Raw genomic sequence first — 16,932 nt, forward strand, 5'->3', positions numbered from 1 at the left:
CGCGAAGAGGGTGTATCAGTCGACATATTTATTGACTGATACACCCTCTTCGCGAGCAAGCCCGCTCCCACATTTTGATCTTCGGTGTCGGGTTAAGCCAGTTCAGCCACTACCGACGCCAACGCCTTGGCCGGATCCGCCGCCTGGCTGATCGGACGGCCGATCACCAGATAGTCGGAACCGGCATCCAGTGCCTGACGTGGCGTCAGGATGCGACGCTGATCGTCCTGGGCGCTGCCCGCCGGACGAATCCCCGGGGTCACCAGTTGCAGCGACGGATGCGCCGATTTCAGCGCCTGGGCTTCCAGGGCCGAGCACACCAGACCGTCCATCCCGGCTTTTTCTGCCAGGGCGGCCAGGCGCAGCACCTGCTCTTGCGGCTCGATGTCCAGCCCGATGCCCGCCAGATCTTCACGCTCCATGCTGGTCAGCACGGTCACGCCGATCAGCAATGGTTTCGGACCGCTGCGCTGATCCAGCACTTCACGGCACGCGGCCATCATGCGCAGACCGCCGGAGCAATGTACGTTGACCATCCACACGCCCATTTCCGCAGCCGCCTTGACGGCCATCGCGGTGGTGTTCGGGATGTCGTGGAACTTGAGGTCCAGGAACACTTCGAAACCCTTGTCGCGCAGGGTCCCGACGATTTCCGAGGCGCAGCTGGTGAAGAGCTCTTTACCGACTTTGACCCGGCACAGCTTCGGGTCCAACTGATCGGCCAGCTTCAGTGCGGCGTCACGGGTAGGGAAATCCRGGGCGACGATGATAGGAGTCTGGCAGGCGGACATGAGTGGGCTCTCAGGCAAGTCGAAATCGGCGCGCATTGTAGCGGAACCAGCGCCGCTGCGGGACCCGATGATCGGTAAATCGTCGAGACGGTTCAGGCAAGACTAGCCCCCGAGGCCATTGTGTCGAGTTCGATACACACACGACACGCCCGCAACACCCGGGCCGGCTACCCTCAGCCCCCGCAATGGGTCCCTACATCAGCACTTCCCGCCTCAGGGTCGGACGCCTATGCTGGAACCACAACCTCGCAGCCCATCTTTGTGGTTGGCAGCCTGCCTGGCAGGTGTTGGCCTGACTGCAGTTATCCGTCTACCACGTATTTGAAAGCCACACTGACCCTTTGTGGGAGCGAGCCTGCTCGCGATGAGGCCCTGTACCGCAACAAAAAGCCCACTGACCCTCAGCGGCTCAGTGGGCTACGGATCCTGGACCTTCAGGGCCGGCGATCTTCAACCCGTGCCTGAGTCTTGCTCCAGTCGATCAACAGGCTGTAGGCCACCGCCAGCAATGTCGGGCCAATGAACAGACCGATAAAGCCAAAGGCAATCAACCCGCCAAACACCCCAAGCAGCACAATGACCAGCGGCAGATTACCGCCACGGCTGATCAGGTACGGCTTGAGCACGTTGTCGACACCGCTGATGATGAATGTGCCCCAGATCCCGAGGAATATGGCCAGCCCGTACTCGCCTTTCCAGGCCAGCCACGCGGTTGCCGGAATCCATACCAACGGTGGGCCCATCGGTATCAGGCTGAGCATGAACGTCACAATGCCGAGCACCAACGCACCCGGTACACCGGCAATCAGGAACCCGATCAGCGCCAGGATCGCCTGGGCCGCCGCCGTGCCGATCACACCGTTCACCACCCGCTGTACCGTGCCCGCTACCAGTTCAATGTAGTAGCCGGCCCGTTGACCGATCAGCCGCTCCAGCAAAGTGTGTACAAACGCCGCCAGACGCGGCCCGTCACGATAGAAAAAGAACACGAAGACGATGCTCAGGGTCAGCTCGAGAATACCGCCGCCGATCTGCGCGCTGCGCGCCAGCAACCAGTTACCCACCTGCCCCAGATAAGGCTTGAGCGACATCATCATCGCCGCGCCCTGCTCATCGATGCTGTTCCAGATCCCGACCAGCCGCTCGCCCACCAGGGGAATCGAACCCAGCCAGGCCGGCGCTTCGGGCAGCCCCTCGACCTGCGCATCCTTGATGAATGCCGTGGCATCGCGCACATGATCGGCGAGGTTGAAACCCAGCCACACCAGCGGTGCCGCTACCAGCACCATCCAGCCCAGCGTCAACAAGGCTGCCGCCAGAGACTCGCGGCCATTGAGCCAACGGGTCAGCAAGCGCATCAGTGGCCAACTGGCAAATGCCAGGACCGCGCCCCAGAACATCGCCGACCAGAATGGCGCCATCACCCAGAAGCTCGCGCCGAACAGCACCACGAGCAGGATCTGCACCAACAGGCGATCGTTATTGATCATCAAAAGTCTCGAAAAAGTCAGTCAGCAAAAGAGTAGGCGAACGCAGCGTGCACGTTCGCCCGGTACAGCCTAGCGCAATAGCTCGATGTGCAGGCCAGAGCCCTCGGCACTGCCGGTTTCCATCCGCGCGGCACGTACGCCCTGGGCAATCATTGCCTGACGCCAGGCTTCGGCGTTCGCTCCGGAAATACTGACCCGCAAGGTGGTGTCCAGATTCAGTCCGCGAGAAATCAGGCGTAGCCAGGTCTCGTCAGGTGCGCCGCTCAACATGGAAAAATCGAGCTCGCCGGTGCTCTTGAGTTCACGCAGCAAGGTCGCGGAGGTCGGCAACAACTCACCCAGCGGCGCCGAAGCGTCGAACTGTTCGACATGCAGGTAGGCTTTGCGATTACCGCGGGTGATGCTGTACAGCGCGACGAGCGTGTTGTCCCGTGGAGCGGCAAGTCGCAGCAGCAAATAGGCTTGTTGATCATCGGCGCCGTACAGCTTGGCGTTGCCGAAGACTTGATTGGCCCAGAGGCTGCTTTCGCCGCAATCGCGCGCCTGGCACCAAAAGAGCAACCCGGCGCCCTGCTGTTGCAAAGCCTCGCGGGCAGCGGTGAACGCCTCGGTGGATGAATGCTCCGGTGGCAACTCGTAGGTCACCGAAGTGACGTTGCCGCGGGCACTGACCTGACCGTCGAAACGTAACTGGCCACTGATCTTGCGGATCGAGCCCAACGGGTAGATCCGCTCCAGCTCGGCGGCCGGGCGATAGTCGACAATCTGGGCGTCGGCCATACGCGGCACTATCGGCAGGTCCTGACTGCCCGGAAGATCGGCGGCGAACAACAAGGGACTGAAACTGCACAGCACCAGCAAACTGAATGAACGCATGGATAGACTCATCGGATCAGCATGGCCTGGGCGCCCTTGATGACACTGGCTTCATCAGCGCGCTGCGGTACCTGCAGACCACGCTGCACCGCCGGCCGAGCCTCCAGGGTGGCCATCCAGCGTTGCAACGCCGTCAAGCCCTCCACCGAGACGCCCGACCACTCGTAACCGCGCACCCAAGGAAAGGTGGCGATGTCGGCAATGCTGTATTCGCCGGCGAGGAACTCCACGCTTTGCAGACGCGTGTCGAGCACTTCGTAGAGGCGACGGGTTTCATGTTGATAGCGGTCGATGGCACCCTGGAGTTTTTCCGGAAAGTAGCGGAAGAACACATTGGCCTGGCCCTGCATCGGGCCGATCCCCCCCATCTGGAACATCAGCCACTGCAGTACCACCGAACGTCCCTTCGGGTCGCAAGGCATCAGTTTGCCGGTCATTTCTGCGAGGTAAATCAGGATGGCGCCGGATTCGAACACAGCGAAATCGCCGTTGGCGCGGTCGACAATCGCCGGAATCCGGCCATTGGGGTTGATCTTGAGGAAGTCCGCGGACTTCTGCTCCTTTTTGTCGAAACTCAAGGCATGCACCGTGTAGGGCAGGCCGAGTTCCTCGAGCACGATAGAGACCTTGTGGCCATTCGGGGTCGCAGCGGTGTAGAGATCTATCATGGTTGTCTCCCATTTCAACCCGCCAAGCCTCGACAGTTGCCAGGCGCAAGTCAAGGAATGGCGAAGAACCGATTGAAACAGTCTGCGACAAGATCGGCACCGGACTCGTCATTCAGGTGCAAATGGTGGCCGCCTGGCAGCTGTTCCCGGCTAAAGGGTAGACGCTCGAGCAATTCCGGGTGTTTGGCGAGCATGCCGTCAGCAGCGACAACCAGTGTTGCGGGACATTTGACCCGCTGGACGAAGGCCATTGCCTGTTCAGTTGTAAGACGCAGCGGCGATGGCAGCGTGAGGCGGTTGTCGGTGCGCCAGGTATAACCGCCCGATACCGGCATCAGACCACGTTGTGCCAGCAGTTCGGCAGCCTCACGGCTGACCGCCACCAGGCCCTTCATGCGCGCTTCGATGGCTCGGTCGAGGGTGTCATAGACCGGTTTGCGCTTTTCCCGCAGATCCAGTTGCGCTTGCAGGGCCATGCCCATGCGCTCGGCAGCGTTTTCACCTTTGTCTGTAGGAGGAATGATGCCGTCGATCAACGCCAGGTGGGTGACCCGCTCGGGCATCGACCCGGCGATGATCAGCGAAGCGATAGCGCCCATCGAATGCCCCATCAGCGCAAATTTCTTCAGTCCAAGCTGTTCGGCGACTTGCAGCACATCGTGGGCATAGTCCCACATGGCGTAACCGGCTCCCGGCGGGCGATGCCCGGAATGACCGTGACCGGCCATGTCCAGAGCAATGATGCGCAGGCCTTTGAGTTTGGGGGCCAGGCGGGCAAAGCTGTTGGCGTTGTCCAGCCAGCCGTGCAGGGCAATGACCGGCACACCGTCTTCAGGACCGAACAGGTGCGCCGCCAGCTCGATGTGCGGCAGACTCAGGCGGACCTCTTCGACGACGTGGCTCATGCGCAATCCTGTTGTCGACGGCCGCCCCAGCGGTAGAACAGGCCTTTGAGCATTTCAGCGGTATCAAGGGGACGTTCAAGCGGAAACATGTGGCCGCCGGGCATGGTCAACGACTCGCCCAACGGCAGGCGGTCGACCGAACTGGCGTGATGGCGCATCACCACACGACTGTTGTGCCCGCGAACCACCGCCAACGGCACTTGCAACTGCCGGGTGCTACCCGGGCTGGTGTGCGGCACGCCGCGATAGATGCTGATTTCCGTGGCCGGGTCGAACCGCAGGCGCAGCTTGTCGCCAACCTGGTGCAAACCATGTTGCAGGTAGGCATCGAAGCATTCCGGGTCAAAACCGCGGAACAGGGTTTTACCGGCAAAATACTTCCGTGCACTTTCCAGGTCGGCAAACTCTTCACGGCGGCCCAGGGTACGCCCGGCCGGGGTCAAGCGGTCGATGAAGCCGAAACGCTTGGCTGCACGGATCACCCATCGATCGGTTCGGGTCAGCACTGGCGAGTCGAGCATCACCACCCCGCGATACAGTTCAGGGCAGCGCAAGGCCGCATGCAGGTGCAACACCCCACCGAAGGAATGACCGACGCCCCACACGGGCTCGGCCTGTTGTTGCAGGTGATGGATCAGCTCATCCACCAGGTTGTACCAGTTGTCGTCCGCCGGGTAACGCGGGTCGTGGGCGTGCTGCTCCAGATGCGTCACCTGAAACTCGGGTGCCAGCGCCGCAAACAACTTGCCGTAGGTCCCCGAAGGAAAACCATTGGCGTGGGCGAAAAAGATCTGTTGCGACATACCTGCAAATCCATAAGCGAGAACAGGCGTTGATTGTCCGCAAGACCGCGTCCTGCAGCAATGACCGTAACTGACAGGAATGATGACAGTCCGGTCAAAGCCATGGCTTTGGTTCAACGCGTCGGCGGATTCTCACCCAACGGCACCACCGCCATGGTCAGTCGCGACACGCAGCTGGCCTTGCCCTCATCGCTGGTCAGGCGAATGTCCCAGACATGGGTCGTGCGGCCGATGTGGATCGGCTTGGCCACCGCCGTCACCCGCCCGCTGCGCAGGCCGCGCAAATGGTTGGCGTTGATTTCCAGGCCCACGCAATAGAACTTGCTGGCATCGATGCACAGGTAACTGGCCATGGAGCCGACCGATTCGGCCAGTACCACCGAGGCGCCACCATGCAGCAAGCCGTAAGGCTGATGGGTGCGGTGATCGACGACCATGCTGGCGGTCAGGGACTCGTCGTCGAAGGCTTCGAAACGGATGTCCAGCACTTCGCCGATGGTGTTTTTCTGGATTGCGTTCAACTGTTCGATGTTGGGAGTGGTGCGCCACAGGCTCATCGCAGAGTTTCCTTGTTGGTTTTGTTCGTGGATCAATCCTGCCACAGCACCGCTTCGCTATGCTCGCTCCATTCTTCAAAGCGCTCACCATAAGCCGCTTCGATCACATTGCGCTTGATCTTCAGGGTCGGGGTGAGAAAGCCGTTTTCCACGGCCCAACTGTCCTTGACCACCACCAGGCGCCGCAACCGCTCATGTTTGTCGAGGGCGCCGTTGACCTCTTCCAGCAGTTTTTCAAGGCTGGAATGCAAGCCGGCGCGCGCGGCCCCGCCGGCATCCTGTTGGCCAACCGCCGACAACACGCACAAGCCCAACGGTGCACCCAAGCCATCGCCCACGACACAGACCTGTTCGATGCGCGAGTGCACGGCCAGGCGGTTTTCAATCGGTGCCGGGGCTACGTATTTGCCTTTGCTGGTCTTGAAGATTTCCTTCAGACGTCCGGTCAGGCGCAGATTGCCTTCCGCATCCTCCTCGCCCTTGTCGCCGGTGCGCAGGAAGCCGTCCCCGGTAATGGTGTCGGCGGTTTTTTCCGGTTCCTTGTAATACCCGAGCATGGTCGCACCACTGCGCACCATGACCTCCCCCGTCTCGGCGATCCGCACTTCGACTTCCGGGCACGGCTTGCCGATCCAGCCCGGTTTGTTCTGGCCCGGCATGCAAATGTGCGAATAGCCGCAACTCTCGGTCATGCCGTAGACCTCCAGCACATCCAGCCCCAGTTTGCGGTACCACAACAACAAGGTCTGCGGCACCGGCGCAGCGCCGGACAACGCAATGCGCAACGCATCCAGCCCGAGCCCGGCCAGGACCTTATGCCCGACCCGTTTGCCGATGATCGGCAGGCCGAGCAGGAAGTCGAGACGTTTCGCCGGGATCTTGCTGTACACGCCCATCTGGAATTTGGTCCAGATACGCGGCACGCCAAACAGTGCGGTGGGACGTGCACGCTGCAGGTCGGTGAGAAAGGTGTCCAGGCTCTCGGCGAAAAATACCGTCTGGCCGGTATAGATCGACGCCAGCTCGACGAACATGCGCTCGGCAACGTGGCACAGCGGCAGGTAGGACAACAGCCGGTCCGACTCGTTGAGGCCGAACAACGAAGTGCCGCGAGTGGTGGCGAACCCCAGAGTGCCGAAGCTGTGCATCACGCCCTTGGGCATGCCAGTGGTGCCGGAGGTGTAAATGATGGTCGCCAGTTGATCGGCGGCAGGTTTGGGATCGTCCTGAATCGGCGAGCTGCGTTGCAGGTCGGCCCAGCTGAAATCGAACGTACCCGGCGGATGCAGGGGCAGGCTGATGGTCGGCAGGTCGGGGCTGACGCCACGGGACATGCCTGGCCAGTCGTCGAGCTTGCCGATGAACGCCAGCGCCGCTTCCGAGTGTTCAAGTACCTGGGAAGCCGATTCGGCGGTGAGGTTGGGGTACAACGGCACCGACACATGCCCGGCCATCCAGATCGCCAGGTCGGCAATGATCCAGTGGGCACAGTTCTTTGAGATCAGGGCGATATGGCTGCCGTGCGGCAGTTCCCGCGCTCGCAACCAATGGGCCGCGCAACGGGCCTGGTGACCGACATCCGCCCAGGTCAAGGTCTCGACCTCGCCACCTCCGACAGGCTGGACCAGGAAGCGCTGGCGGGGATGACGGGCCTCACGCTCGTAGAAAACGTCCAGAGGCAAACGAAAAGCAGCAGACATGACTCGCTCCTGTGTTTTTGGTCTGGAGCAAGCGTAGTCAACCAAGCAAGTGCTTGGTTGACTATTTCATTCAAAACTTTCCAGGCGATGACATCCCTGTGGGAGCGTGGGGTGGCGGTGCTGACTTTTTCCGGCGGATGCCCGGCGCCATGTTGCAGGTAGCTCAACAAATTCCCCACCAGCGGGTTGTGACTGACCAAAAGGACGTTGCTCACCGACACCAGTTGCTCGGCCACTTTGTCCGGATCGGTTTCCGGGGTAAGCCATTCGACGGTGCGGATTTCCGGTTCGAATCCCAGTGTTTCGCGCACCAGTTGCGCCGTCTGCTGCGCTCGCAGGTACGGACTGGCGTAGATCGCCGTCAGCGGTTGGCCCATCAGTAACGCCGCGCTGCGCAGCACCTCCTCACGACCGTGGTCGGTCAGTTCCCGCTCCGAATCGTGGGGACGGGCACCGTGCGGAACGGCTTCACCATGACGCAATACCCAGAGTTTCATAGCTTGGGTTCCTCATCTCGGGCCGGATGCGGTGCCGGTGCCACGACATGCGGCGCTTCACCTTCCGGCGTACGCGRCATCGGCCAATCGGCGAACGGCCAGGGTTTCTGGTCGCTGTGAAAGCTGCCGAAACGACCGATCTGCGCCAGGAACTGGCTCAGGCTGTCGCCGAAGTTCATCAGGCTGGCGCTCGGGGCGCCATAGAACAAACGATAGATCAACTGCACGAGCACGACGGCGCCAAGGATGAACTGCGCCACTTGCCACACCAGCACGAAGAGGATCATCCACAACACGCGCAGCAGGATGGATTCGTACCTGGCTTCTACTTTCGGATCGTTCATGCGCAACTCCCTGCTTTTCTGGCAAACGTGATTAGTTGAAACCACTGGTGGAAATAAAGTCGACGTCGGTTTTCGGCTCGCCACGCATTAACAGACCGATGACCTGCTCCAGCGTGCGCCCCTCGAACAGGATCGCGTGCAGCCCGGCGACCAGCGGCATGTACACGCCAACCTCCTGGGCCTTGGCCTTGAGCACTTTAAGTGTGTTGACCCCTTCGGCGACTTCGCCCAGGCGCGTAACGGCCTCGTCCAGGCTCAGGCCCTGGCCGAGGGCGAAACCGACCTGATAGTTGCGGCTCTTGGGCGACGAACAGGTCACGATCAGATCGCCCACGCCCGCCAGGCCCAGGAAGGTCATCGGGTTGGCGCCCTGATTCACCGCAAAGCGGGTCATTTCCGCCAATGCCCGGGTGATCAGCATGCTTTTGGTATTTTCTCCCATGCCCAGCGCCACCGCCATGCCGGCGATGATCGCGTAGACGTTTTTCAACGCCCCGCCCAGTTCCACGCCGAAACGGTCGGCGCTGGCGTAGACACGAAAGGTGCGGCCGTGCAGCGCGGCCTGAACCTGCTGGCACAGCTCTTCGTCTTCACTGGCGACCACAGTGGCGGTCAGCGCGTGTTCGGCGATTTCACGGGCCAGGTTGGGTCCGGACAGGACGCCGATGCGCGCCTGCGGGGCGATCTCTTCGAGGATCTCGCTCATCAACTTGAACGTGTGGGCTTCGATGCCCTTGGTCAGGCTCACCAGCATTTTGCCAGTCAAGCGTTCGGCGTGCGGCATCAGCACCGAGCGCAGCGCGCTGGAGGGCAATGCGACGAAACACAGGTCACAGGCATCCAGGGTGGCTTGCAGGTCGGTGACCGGCGTCACGCCGGGCAGAATCTTGATGCCTTTGAGGTAACGCGGGTTCTCGCGATTGACCCGAATGGCCTCGGCCTGTTCGGGGTCACGCATCCACTGAAGGACCTGATGCCCGTTCTCGGCCAGCAGATTAGCCACGGCGGTTCCAAAACTTCCGCCTCCCAGGACCGCAATCGGGCGCTGTTCAGTCATATGCAATCCGTTAATCCATACCAGTGGCGATGTCGGCATTATACGGGGCAGCCCCTTGGCGGCCAGCCCCGACTTCAAATACTGCTAGCCGTGGGAAGCAGACCAACAAATCCGAGGAAAATGCGGACATCGTGAATGGAAAAGTCATTCGGCTCGGTTAACATGCGCGCCATCAATCACTGACTGGAATGTGTTGTGTCTCCGGGTGCTCCTTCACCGCGTTCGCCGCTGGTACTGGCGCTGATTTTCAGCTCGCCATTGCTGGCCGACGACTTGTTCCTGGACAGCGAACCGCTGCCGCAAGTGCTCACGGCCACGCGCCTGAAGGTCACCCAGGGCCAGCGCGGCATCGACGACTTTTACGCCAGCCAGGGCGTGGGCCGGGATGCACGCAACAGCGGTTCCGCCGGGTGGATGCGCGATTGGGGCCGGGGCTGGAATAGTGCGCTTTTCTACTATGGAGATGACGCCCTCAACGGCTATCGTTTCGAACGGGTCGATGTGCGCATCGCCAAGCGTATCGCCGTGGGCAAGGCCAGCCTGGAACTGGCCGGGGTGCTCCAGCAACGGCTGGACAATCAGCCGACCACCCTCATCGATAACAATTATGACCAGCGCCACGTGATGTTTTTCAGCGCGGAGCTGGAGCTTTAAGATGCCGTATCGTCCAGCCTGCAGAATGCCGACCCTGGGCCGGCTGCTGGCCGGACTTTGCCTGTTGTCAATCGGCATGCTGGGCAGCCTGGCGAGTAACGCGGCCGACATTTTGCTCACGGGGGCCGAAGACAGCCCCGGTGTGCGGGCGTTTACCCAGGCCCTGAGCGAATTGCGACCACGCGATAACGTACGATTCCAGACACTGGCCAGTTTACCGATACCAGACAAGCTGCCTGAAAACATCCGCTTGATATTGCTCGACTTGCCCAGCCTCGACTGGCGCCTGCAGGACACCCAGGGCCCGGCGACTCTGGTGTTGCGCATCAGCCGCCTGCAAGCCCGGCAACGCTTGAACAACACGCTCCCTGCGCGCCTGTCCCTGCTATGGAGCGATCCACCACTGGACCGCCAGTTGCGCTTGACCCGCACCCTGTTACCCCAAGCCAAACGCATCGGTGTGCTCTACGACTACCACAGTGAATTCCTGTTGAATGAGCTGCGTCAGGCCGCCCTCCCCTTGGGTCTTGAGGTGGTCACCCAGCGCTGGGACAACATTCACGACAGTCGCCCGTTACAGACCCTGCTGAAAAACAGCGACGTGTTGCTGGGCCTGGACGACGCCGACCTGTACAACCCGCAAACCGCCAAGAACCTGCTGCTGAGCAGCTACTCACGGCAAATGGCGCTGGTCGGACCCAACGCCGGATTCGTCAAGGCCGGGAGCCTGGCCAGCACCTACAGCGATCAGAGCGATTGGCTGGCGATCCTCAACGAATTGCTCGACCGGCCACCGGCCACTTGGCCGCGCACGCACTACCCCCATCGATTCAAGGTCGCGAGCAATCCGCAGGTGGCGCGTTCATTGGGTATCGAACAGATAAACGAAGCGTCTGTCACCACGTTGCTGGCTGAAGGAGAACGCCGCCCATGAACTTGCGCCGTCGCTGGGACATCAACACTCGCACCCAACTCATCAGCCTCGGCCCTGCTCTGCTGCTGACCTTGTTGCTGATCAGCTTCTTCACGTTCGTGCGCATCCAGGATCTGCGTCAGGAAATCACCCACACCGGCCAGTTGATCGCCAATCAACTGGCGCCGGCGACCGAGTACGGAGTGATTTCGGGCGACATCGAAGTGCTCGAAACCTTGCTCAAGGCGACGCTGGCCACGCCCAACGTGAGCTTTCTGGAAATCCAGGACAGCGCCAACCGGGTTCTGGTATACGTCGAACAACCGAGCGAACACCACAATCGCGCGCAACAGCTCGAAGTGTTCCAGGCACCGATACGGCTCCAGCGAATCGCGTTGCACAATGATTTTTTCCAGAGCAGCAAAACCGCCAAAGCGGCCCCCACTGAAGACTATCTCGGCCGGGTGATCGTCGGGCTGTCCAACGATGCCTTCAGCCAGCGTCAGCAGGAAATCGTGCTCAAGGCCGCCATTCTGGCGCTGTTTGCCCTGCTGTTTACCTTCCTCGTGGCCCGGCGTCTGGCGGGCAGCCTGTCGCAACCGATCCGTGATATCGGCAATGCGGTCAAGGCGATCCAGGACGGCGACTACAAAACACCGCTGCCGATTGTCGACGACACCGAGCTGGGGGCGCTGTCGCAACACATCAACAACCTCGCCAGCGGTCTCGAACAGGCCAGCCGCGAACAGCATCAGGCCATGGCGCAATTGATCCAGACCCGCGAAGAGGCGGAAAAGGCCAACAACGCCAAATCCGACTTCCTCGCCATGATGAGCCATGAACTGCGCACGCCAATGAATGGCGTACTGGGCATGCTGCAGTTGCTGGAAACCACCGACATGACCGAGGAACAGGTGGAATACGCGGCGCTGGCCTCCGAATCCACCGAGCACTTGCTCAAGGTCATCAACGACATCCTGGATTTCTCGCGGATCGAACGTTCGGAGCTGGAACTGGAACACATTGCGTTCCACCTCGTCGACCTGATCGGCAGTTGTGCCCAGTCGTTCCAGCACAGCGCCGCGCAACGCGGTCTCGACCTGCAACTGATGATCCCCGATGACATGCGCGGCTTGCAGGTCAAGGGCGACCCGACGCGTATCCGGCAGATACTGGTCAACCTGATCGGCAATGCGCTGAAGTTCACCGAACAGGGCCGCGTCTCCATCGAGGCGCAGTGGCAGTCGCTGGACCACGAGTTGCTGTGGTTCACCTGCACCGTGCGCGACAGCGGCATCGGCATCCCGGCGCAAAGCCTGGAATTGATGTTCAACGCTTTCCAGCAGGCCGACAGCTCCATTTCGAGACGTTATGGCGGCACCGGGCTGGGCCTGCCGATTGCCCGTACCCTGGCCGAACGCATGGGGGGCACCTTGCGCGCGCAGAGTGAGGAAGGTCGCGGTTCGGTGTTCACCCTGGAAATCCCCCTCGCACTGCACCAGCAGACGCAGCCACTGTTGCCCCCCCGCGCGCAATCCGGCAACAGTGGCGGCGATGGGCGCAATGTGCTGTTGGTCGAAGACAACCCGGTCAACCAGACGGTCATCGAAGCCATGTTGCGCAGTCTGGGCTTCAAGGTCAGTCTCGCGGCCGACGGCGCGCAGGCTGTTCGCAGTGCCGAGAGCCTGATTTTCGAAGCGATCCTGATGGATTGCCGCTTGCCGATCATCGATGGCTATGAAGCTACCCGACAAATCCGCAAGCTGCCCGGTTGCACCGACCTGCCGATCATCGCGTTGACCGCCAACGCCTTGCAGGGCGACCGCGAAGCCTGTCTGTCGGCGGGGATGAACGATTACCTGGCGAAGCCGTTCAAACGAACTGATTTGCAGCAAATTCTGCAACGATGGGTGCAGTAGTACAGGCCTTTCGAGCATCTGCGACTGGCGTGAAAGGCGAAAGTGCGGCAGTCTTAGGCACCCGAACTGGCCCGAAAAGGGGCTTGAATAATAATTTCAGTGCACAAGTGTACATTCATGTCCTTGGTGCTGTGACTTTCACCACAACGCAATAGTCTATGAGTAGGCTGCCGGTTCGAGGCATGAACGCTTCGATCGGCCGGGAAGATTTGCCCCACCTGCCGCATGGGACTATTGAGGAGCTCGCATGACCAAACAAAACGCCTTTACCCGGGAAGACCTGCTGCGCTGCAGTCGCGGTGAGCTGTTCGGCCCTGGTAACGCGCAACTGCCCGCCCCGAACATGCTGATGGTTGATCGCATCACCCTGATCAGCGAAGAAGGTGGCAAGTACGGCAAAGGTGAATTGGTCGCCGAGCTGGATATCAATCCGGACCTGTGGTTCTTCGCCTGCCACTTCGAAGGCGATCCGGTGATGCCGGGCTGCCTGGGCCTCGACGCCATGTGGCAACTGGTCGGTTTCTTCCTGGGCTGGCAAGGCCTGCCGGGCCGTGGCCGTGCGCTGGGTTCGGGCGAAGTGAAATTCTTCGGCCAGGTCCTGCCGACCGCCAGGAAAGTCACCTATAACATTCATATCAAGCGCGTCCTCAAGGGCAAGCTGAACCTGGCCATCGCCGACGGTTCGGTCACTGTCGACGGCCGCGAAATCTACACCGCCGAAGGCCTCCGGGTCGGCGTGTTCACCTCCACTGACAACTTCTAAGGGTTATCCGCATGCGCCGCGTCGTTATCACTGGTCTGGGCATCGTTTCTTGCCTGGGCAATGACAAAGAGACCGTCTCCGCTAACCTGCGTGCAAGCCGCCCTGGCATCCGGTTCAACCCGGAATATGCCGAAATGGGTCTGCGTAGCCAGGTTTCCGGCTCCATTGACCTCAACCTTGAAGAACTGATCGATCGCAAGATCTATCGCTTCGTCGGCCACGCGGCAGCTTATGCCTACCTGGCCATGAAAGACGCCATCACCGACTCGGGCCTGACCGAAGAGCAGGTCTCCAACCCGCGTACCGGCCTGATCGCCGGTTCCGGTGGCGCATCGACCCTGAACCAGATGGAAGCGCTGGACATCCTGCGCGAGAAAGGCGTCAAGCGCGTCGGCCCATACCGCGTCACGCGGACCATGAGCAGCACCGTTTCCGCGTGCCTGGCCACTCCATTCAAGATCAAGGGCCTGAACTACTCCATCGCTTCTGCCTGCGCCACCAGTGCTCACTGCATCGGTACCGCCATGGAACAGATCCAGATGGGCAAGCAGGACATCGTCTTCGCCGGTGGCGGTGAAGAAGAACACTGGAGCCAGTCGTTCCTGTTCGACGCCATGGGCGCCCTGTCCAGCAAGCGCAACGACACCCCGGAAAAAGCCTCCCGTGCCTACGACGCTGACCGTGACGGCTTCGTCATCGCCGGCGGTGGCGGCATGGTCGTGGTCGAAGAGCTGGAACACGCTCTGGCCCGTGGTGCGAAGATCTACGCGGAAATCGTTGGCTACGGCGCGACCTCCGACGGCTACGACATGGTTGCCCCAAGCGGTGAAGGTGCGATCCGCTGCATGCAGCAGGCGCTGTCCACCGTCGACACCCCGATCGACTACCTGAACACCCACGGCACTTCGACTCCGGTCGGCGACGTCGCGGAAATGAAAGGTGTGCGTGAAGTGTTCGGCGACAAGGCTCCGGCCATCAGCTCCACCAAGAGCCTGTCCGGTCACTCCCTGGGCGCCGCCGGCGTTCACGAAGCGATCTACTGCATGCTGATGATGGAAGGTAACTTCATTGCCGGTTCCGCCAACATCGACGAGCTGGACCCTGAAGTGGCCGACCTGCCGGTGCTGACCAAGACCCGCGAAAACGCCACCATCAACACCGTGATGAGCAACAGCTTCGGTTTCGGTGGCACTAACGCCACGCTGGTACTGAAGCGCTGGGAAGGTAAGTAATTTTCCGCTGCCAAGCCGCACATGAAAACGCCCCGACTGGTTCGGGGCGTTTTTTTTCGTCTGAAAATAGGGCAACACCACATCCTTGTGGGAGCGGGCTTGCTCGCGAAAGCGGTGAGTCAGCCGACATCCATGTTGAATGTTAAATCGCTTTCGCGAGCAAGYCCGCTCCCACAGGTTTTGCATTCAGCCTGCAGTTTCATCGTCACAAACATGAAACGTTTGTCATGAAACTCAATGACCTGCGACCGAATGTCGCGTATTTAGCGGGCTGCATGACTGTTTCCGTTTTTGCAAAAAACCGTTACCAAACTCGGTTATTTACTTAGCAAGCTACCAAACTTTATAACAGAGGCCTGCACATGCCTTGCTGCAGATAACAGAGATTGGAGCTAGCAGATGACTGTAAAAGTAACTGAACGCGACGATTCACATAAATCCCACGAGGGTGTAGCCGCCGGTATCCGGATCTGGGACGTGCATCAACAAGACCTGCTGGTCGGGATGTTCCATTCCGAAACCGACGCACAAAACTACAAGGCCGAGCTGGAAATGCTCGAGCGTAAACGCCAGCTCGCAACCGGTTGAGAACAGACTCCACCACCGTGCAGCCTGCCCCTTCCTGCCGGGCAGGCTGCATCCACATCAGACAACCTCGATCAACGTCAAATGAAGGTCGTCTTCGATTGGCACCGAGGGGACACTTTCAACAATCCAGCCCGCTTGAAGCCTGACCACCTCGACCTCGCCATCGCCCATTCCGTCATTACGGATCGAATACTGCAGCGATGACGGATGACGCTTGGCATAATCGAAACTCATGCCGCAGGCGATCAGGAAATCGATTTTTGCCTCCGTCAGCTCAACTTGAATGTCGCGCTCGCCTTCTTTCAGACTGTAGTAATCCAGGCACAAGTTGATTGCAAAAGGACAGCCATAGACGAGGCTATTGATGAACCTCCCTTCATAACCACCGAAATAACTGTGTTCAGCCCGCACGCTGCTGAGCTTCTTCACCCTGACTTCGACTTCCTCGGAAATCTTGAACAGCCAAAAGTCTCCATCCGAAGCCAGGTGCTTGCCAAAATCGATACCTGATACATGGCGCTTTGGCCACATCGACATCAAAGGCATATCGACTTCAAATTCTTTATTGGTGATCGCCAGCAAGTAATTAATAACATCGTAATAACTTGATTCACCTTCTCCGACTTTGATGAGTGTCGCACAGCTTCCCGCCAGCAATACGATCTTGCCATAGCGTTCCATTGGCAGTTCGGTCCTCAATGAAGCTATACAGGCTGGTACTTTCTCCAGATAGGCAGAGTTCAACTCATGGAGTTCCTCTTCATTGCGAACCTCTCGCCAGGGAATGTTCCAGAAGAACTCAGGCAGGGTAAAGAAAACACAAGCGGTCGCGCCATGATCCTCGCGAGCAGCTTTTGCAGCGATCTTGATTTTTCGGAGTACAAGCTCGGCACGAGCGACAAGTTCATCGTCAAGATAATCGCGAATGGATTGTCCGGGCAGTCGCGGCTGTGAAAACTGTGACTTGAAAGTGGGTTGGCGTAACGAAGCGATACTTACAAGCATTTATTCCATCCTTAGATACTAAAGGTCATTCCATTTATTTTCCCCAGACACAAACACCCTTATAAAAGGATATTATTTCCTGGCAAAAGAAAACCCGAAAGATCGTATCGATACAATCTTTCGGGCTCAATGTATAAATCATGCAAATTACTAGCAAACATGTAAGCCCG

16 protein-coding genes and 2 pseudogenes are annotated in these 16,932 nt (G+C 59.8%); 6 read left to right on the forward strand and 12 right to left on the reverse strand.

All coding sequences use genetic code 11. The features are described from left to right. Positions 1-92 precede the first annotated feature (92 nt). The 11 genes and pseudogenes from pyrF to AB4Z35_RS10135 form a co-directional block, all read right to left on the reverse strand. The gene (pyrF, locus tag AB4Z35_RS10085) at positions 93-791 is read right to left on the reverse strand and encodes an orotidine-5'-phosphate decarboxylase (RefSeq protein WP_442096873.1); all 699 of its coding nucleotides are present in this window, start codon (positions 789-791) and stop codon (positions 93-95) included. A 434-nt stretch (positions 792-1,225) separates the two neighbouring features. Beyond that, positions 1,226-2,281 carry an AI-2E family transporter gene (locus tag AB4Z35_RS10090; RefSeq protein ID WP_442096874.1) on the reverse strand — a complete coding sequence of 352 codons (1,056 nt, stop codon included), beginning with the start codon at positions 2,279-2,281 and terminating at the stop codon, positions 1,226-1,228. A 69-nt stretch (positions 2,282-2,350) separates the two neighbouring features. After that, a complete protein-coding gene (locus AB4Z35_RS10095) occupies positions 2,351-3,157 on the reverse strand; it encodes a DUF4892 domain-containing protein (RefSeq protein WP_442096875.1) in 807 nt (268 codons plus the stop codon). 8 nt (positions 3,158-3,165) lie between these two features. After that, positions 3,166-3,825, reverse strand: a complete 660-nt coding sequence (locus AB4Z35_RS10100) for a glutathione S-transferase family protein (RefSeq protein ID WP_277530880.1) — start codon at positions 3,823-3,825, stop codon at positions 3,166-3,168. Positions 3,826-3,875: 50 nt separating this feature from the next. Further along, positions 3,876-4,730, reverse strand: coding sequence for an alpha/beta hydrolase (locus tag AB4Z35_RS10105; RefSeq protein ID WP_008003272.1), 855 nt, complete (start codon positions 4,728-4,730; stop codon positions 3,876-3,878). Continuing rightward, complete coding sequence (locus AB4Z35_RS10110; protein WP_442096876.1) at positions 4,727-5,533, reverse strand: alpha/beta fold hydrolase; 807 nt, start codon at positions 5,531-5,533, stop codon at positions 4,727-4,729. The genes AB4Z35_RS10105 and AB4Z35_RS10110 overlap by 4 nt, the downstream gene beginning before the upstream one ends. 113 nt (positions 5,534-5,646) lie before the next feature. Beyond that, a complete protein-coding gene (locus tag AB4Z35_RS10115) occupies positions 5,647-6,090 on the reverse strand; it encodes a hotdog fold thioesterase (RefSeq protein WP_090457267.1) in 444 nt (147 codons plus the stop codon). A 32-nt stretch (positions 6,091-6,122) separates the two neighbouring features. Continuing rightward, positions 6,123-7,790: an AMP-binding protein gene (locus AB4Z35_RS10120; RefSeq protein WP_442096877.1), complete on the reverse strand. Its 1,668-nt coding sequence runs from the start codon at positions 7,788-7,790 to the stop codon at positions 6,123-6,125. Positions 7,791-7,903: 113 nt separating this feature from the next. Continuing rightward, positions 7,904-8,287 (reverse strand): annotated as a pseudogene (gene sixA, locus AB4Z35_RS10125) (phosphohistidine phosphatase SixA); the annotation flags it as partial. Beyond that, entirely contained in the window at positions 8,284-8,631 is a 348-nt protein-coding gene (locus AB4Z35_RS10130; protein WP_442096878.1) for a DUF4389 domain-containing protein, read from the reverse strand. The gene AB4Z35_RS10130 and the pseudogene sixA, both read right to left, overlap by 4 nt. Positions 8,632-8,662: 31 nt before the next feature. Next, on the reverse strand, positions 8,663-9,688 hold the full coding sequence (locus AB4Z35_RS10135) for an NAD(P)H-dependent glycerol-3-phosphate dehydrogenase (protein ID WP_442096879.1): 1,026 nt from the start codon (positions 9,686-9,688) through the stop codon (positions 8,663-8,665). A gap of 387 nt (positions 9,689-10,075) precedes the next feature. Between AB4Z35_RS10135 and AB4Z35_RS10140 the strand changes: the two are divergent. From AB4Z35_RS10140 to AB4Z35_RS10165, 6 genes and pseudogenes are all read left to right on the forward strand, one after another. Beyond that, positions 10,076-10,342: pseudogene (locus AB4Z35_RS10140) on the forward strand (TonB-dependent receptor); the annotation flags it as partial. A 1-nt stretch (position 10,343) separates the two neighbouring features. Further along, entirely contained in the window at positions 10,344-11,276 is a 933-nt protein-coding gene (locus tag AB4Z35_RS10145) for an ABC transporter substrate-binding protein (protein ID WP_442096880.1), read from the forward strand. Next, a complete protein-coding gene (locus AB4Z35_RS10150; protein WP_442096881.1) occupies positions 11,273-13,174 on the forward strand; it encodes an ATP-binding protein in 1,902 nt (633 codons plus the stop codon). Before AB4Z35_RS10145 ends, AB4Z35_RS10150 begins: the two co-directional genes overlap by 4 nt. A 247-nt stretch (positions 13,175-13,421) precedes the next feature. After that, on the forward strand, positions 13,422-13,937 hold the full coding sequence (gene fabA, locus AB4Z35_RS10155) for a 3-hydroxyacyl-[acyl-carrier-protein] dehydratase FabA (protein WP_015096438.1): 516 nt from the start codon (positions 13,422-13,424) through the stop codon (positions 13,935-13,937). An 11-nt stretch (positions 13,938-13,948) separates the two neighbouring features. Beyond that, a complete protein-coding gene (gene fabB / locus AB4Z35_RS10160; protein WP_007974551.1) occupies positions 13,949-15,169 on the forward strand; it encodes a beta-ketoacyl-ACP synthase I in 1,221 nt (406 codons plus the stop codon). A 399-nt stretch (positions 15,170-15,568) separates the two neighbouring features. After that, positions 15,569-15,757 carry a hypothetical protein gene (locus AB4Z35_RS10165; protein WP_007997162.1) on the forward strand — a complete coding sequence of 63 codons (189 nt, stop codon included), beginning with the start codon at positions 15,569-15,571 and terminating at the stop codon, positions 15,755-15,757. 57 nt (positions 15,758-15,814) lie between these two features. Here AB4Z35_RS10165 and AB4Z35_RS10170 read toward each other — a convergent pair whose 3' ends face one another. Further along, positions 15,815-16,762 carry a hypothetical protein gene (locus AB4Z35_RS10170; protein ID WP_442096882.1) on the reverse strand — a complete coding sequence of 316 codons (948 nt, stop codon included), beginning with the start codon at positions 16,760-16,762 and terminating at the stop codon, positions 15,815-15,817. Between the last annotated feature and the right edge of the window lie 170 nt (positions 16,763-16,932).

Origin of the sequence: Pseudomonas sp. KB_15, assembly GCF_052114525.1 — a bacterium.
GTDB lineage: Bacteria > Pseudomonadota > Gammaproteobacteria > Pseudomonadales > Pseudomonadaceae > Aquipseudomonas.

What these genes read in the sequence shown, in the direction of transcription:
- AB4Z35_RS10090 (WP_442096874.1), bottom strand. Translation starts at nt 2,281, where the DNA reads ATGATCAATAACGATCGCCTGTTGGTGCAGATCCTGCTCGTGGTGCTG.
- AB4Z35_RS10095 (WP_442096875.1), bottom strand. Translation starts at nt 3,157, where the DNA reads ATGCGTTCATTCAGTTTGCTGGTGCTGTGCAGTTTCAGTCCCTTGTTG.
- AB4Z35_RS10100 (WP_277530880.1), bottom strand. Translation starts at nt 3,825, where the DNA reads ATGATAGATCTCTACACCGCTGCGACCCCGAATGGCCACAAGGTCTCT.
- AB4Z35_RS10105 (WP_008003272.1), bottom strand. Translation starts at nt 4,730, where the DNA reads ATGAGCCACGTCGTCGAAGAGGTCCGCCTGAGTCTGCCGCACATCGAG.
- AB4Z35_RS10110 (WP_442096876.1), bottom strand. Translation starts at nt 5,533, where the DNA reads ATGTCGCAACAGATCTTTTTCGCCCACGCCAATGGTTTTCCTTCGGGG.
- AB4Z35_RS10115 (WP_090457267.1), bottom strand. Translation starts at nt 6,090, where the DNA reads ATGAGCCTGTGGCGCACCACTCCCAACATCGAACAGTTGAACGCAATC.
- AB4Z35_RS10120 (WP_442096877.1), bottom strand. Translation starts at nt 7,790, where the DNA reads ATGTCTGCTGCTTTTCGTTTGCCTCTGGACGTTTTCTACGAGCGTGAG.
- AB4Z35_RS10135 (WP_442096879.1), bottom strand. Translation starts at nt 9,688, where the DNA reads ATGACTGAACAGCGCCCGATTGCGGTCCTGGGAGGCGGAAGTTTTGGA.
- AB4Z35_RS10145 (WP_442096880.1), top strand. Translation starts at nt 10,344, where the DNA reads ATGCCGTATCGTCCAGCCTGCAGAATGCCGACCCTGGGCCGGCTGCTG.
- AB4Z35_RS10150 (WP_442096881.1), top strand. Translation starts at nt 11,273, where the DNA reads ATGAACTTGCGCCGTCGCTGGGACATCAACACTCGCACCCAACTCATC.
- fabA (WP_015096438.1), top strand. Translation starts at nt 13,422, where the DNA reads ATGACCAAACAAAACGCCTTTACCCGGGAAGACCTGCTGCGCTGCAGT.
- fabB (WP_007974551.1), top strand. Translation starts at nt 13,949, where the DNA reads ATGCGCCGCGTCGTTATCACTGGTCTGGGCATCGTTTCTTGCCTGGGC.
- AB4Z35_RS10165 (WP_007997162.1), top strand. Translation starts at nt 15,569, where the DNA reads ATGACTGTAAAAGTAACTGAACGCGACGATTCACATAAATCCCACGAG.
- AB4Z35_RS10170 (WP_442096882.1), bottom strand. Translation starts at nt 16,762, where the DNA reads ATGCTTGTAAGTATCGCTTCGTTACGCCAACCCACTTTCAAGTCACAG.